The sequence below is a fragment of the Sporolactobacillus nakayamae genome (genome assembly GCF_900113325.1).
GTDB lineage: Bacteria > Bacillota > Bacilli > Bacillales > Sporolactobacillaceae > Sporolactobacillus > Sporolactobacillus nakayamae.
This window is the reverse complement of sequence record NZ_FOOY01000047.1, coordinates 1-1,270: the sequence shown is the minus strand read 5'-3', so window position 1 is coordinate 1,270 and position 1,270 is coordinate 1. Positions and strand designations below refer to the sequence as shown.

1 protein-coding gene is annotated in these 1,270 nt (G+C 32.5%); it reads right to left on the bottom strand.

Going from position 1 to position 1,270, the window contains the following annotated elements; translation table 11 throughout:
• Window positions 1-325 precede the first annotated feature (325 nt).
• Window positions 326-1,180: an acyltransferase family protein gene (locus BM003_RS17315; RefSeq protein WP_342742027.1), complete on the bottom strand. Its 855-nt coding sequence runs from the start codon at window positions 1,178-1,180 to the stop codon at window positions 326-328.
• Window positions 1,181-1,270: the final 90 nt, after the last annotated feature.

The following is a 1,270-nucleotide window of genomic DNA, read 5'->3' as shown; positions in this document are numbered from 1 at the left end:
CTCAAGTCTTCCGGAAAACTGCAAATTATCTTCCCAACAATCATAAATCAAGCCCGCATCTTTGACTAGGTGTGGGCTATTTGACGCTTACAAATAAATGCCAGCTATAAAGTCCTACGGACATTATAGCTGGCACCTACTGGACAGGCAATCCCGTCAACTTTCGGCTATTTTCAGGCAGCAATAACACTAGAGAATAGTTTTAAACATAGATCCATTGATTTTCATCAAACTTCTGTTAGTCTATTCCCGTCAAGACTCATCTGTCCAATCAATTCACAGGAGAATTGTCTCCAGATACAATATACTAATCAGAAGAATATATTCATTGTTCAACATTTACTAATAATCGTACAATTTTCTGTTTGCAAATTTTGAAATAAACGACAAACTTTTCAAATGACCAGTTTCCTATCTTCAATATTATATATACTCCATATTTATCCAATTTACCTATCGATTTGCTTCTAATTAAGTTAACGATAATACATATTGCCATTATTGCAATCACATATAAAGCAACGATGGCAAATAAATACCATTTTTTTTCAAAGGAAATTATATCAATATATTGATTAAGTACCGTTCGCATAGTTCCTTCGAAAACGTAAATAACAACAACATGTTTTGCAAGTATATTAATCAAAATAGATTTATAATGAAATTCGCGGAATAGCATAAATATAGCAACAGAAGAGAGAATAATAGTTATCGAACAGTCTCTTGCAAAAGGAGCTTCAATTCCAATTCCTCCCCTTAAAATGGATAAAACCATATTCATTATGAACGTGGCGCACACTGAAAAAATACTAATAACTGATAGCCATATCTTTTTATATTCTCCATTCCAATATGTTTTAATATATCTGCCGATAAGATACATCAAAATCATATTTGCCAGTCCTTTCCCACCATCATTCATTACATGAAATTGAAAAATTGAAGGGATGATACTAAAGACAAAGAGCATAGTTATTAGCAAAGCTTCAAATTTTTTCTTTTCAAGTTTTTCAGAAATTTGATTAATAAATGGAGAAAACAGTACTAACAAAAAATAACATGTTATATACCAATATTTACTTGTAATAACAGGTAAACACGCTTTGATAAATGTTATTCCCGAAAAGTTGTTTGAAATAAGTCCAGTAATCACAACTCCACTAATTGAATAAAATAATATCGAGTAGGAGGAGATAATTTCTCCGACCTCTCACACCACCGTACGTACGGGTCCGTATACGGCGGTTCAATAGCTTAAGTGTGCATGCTC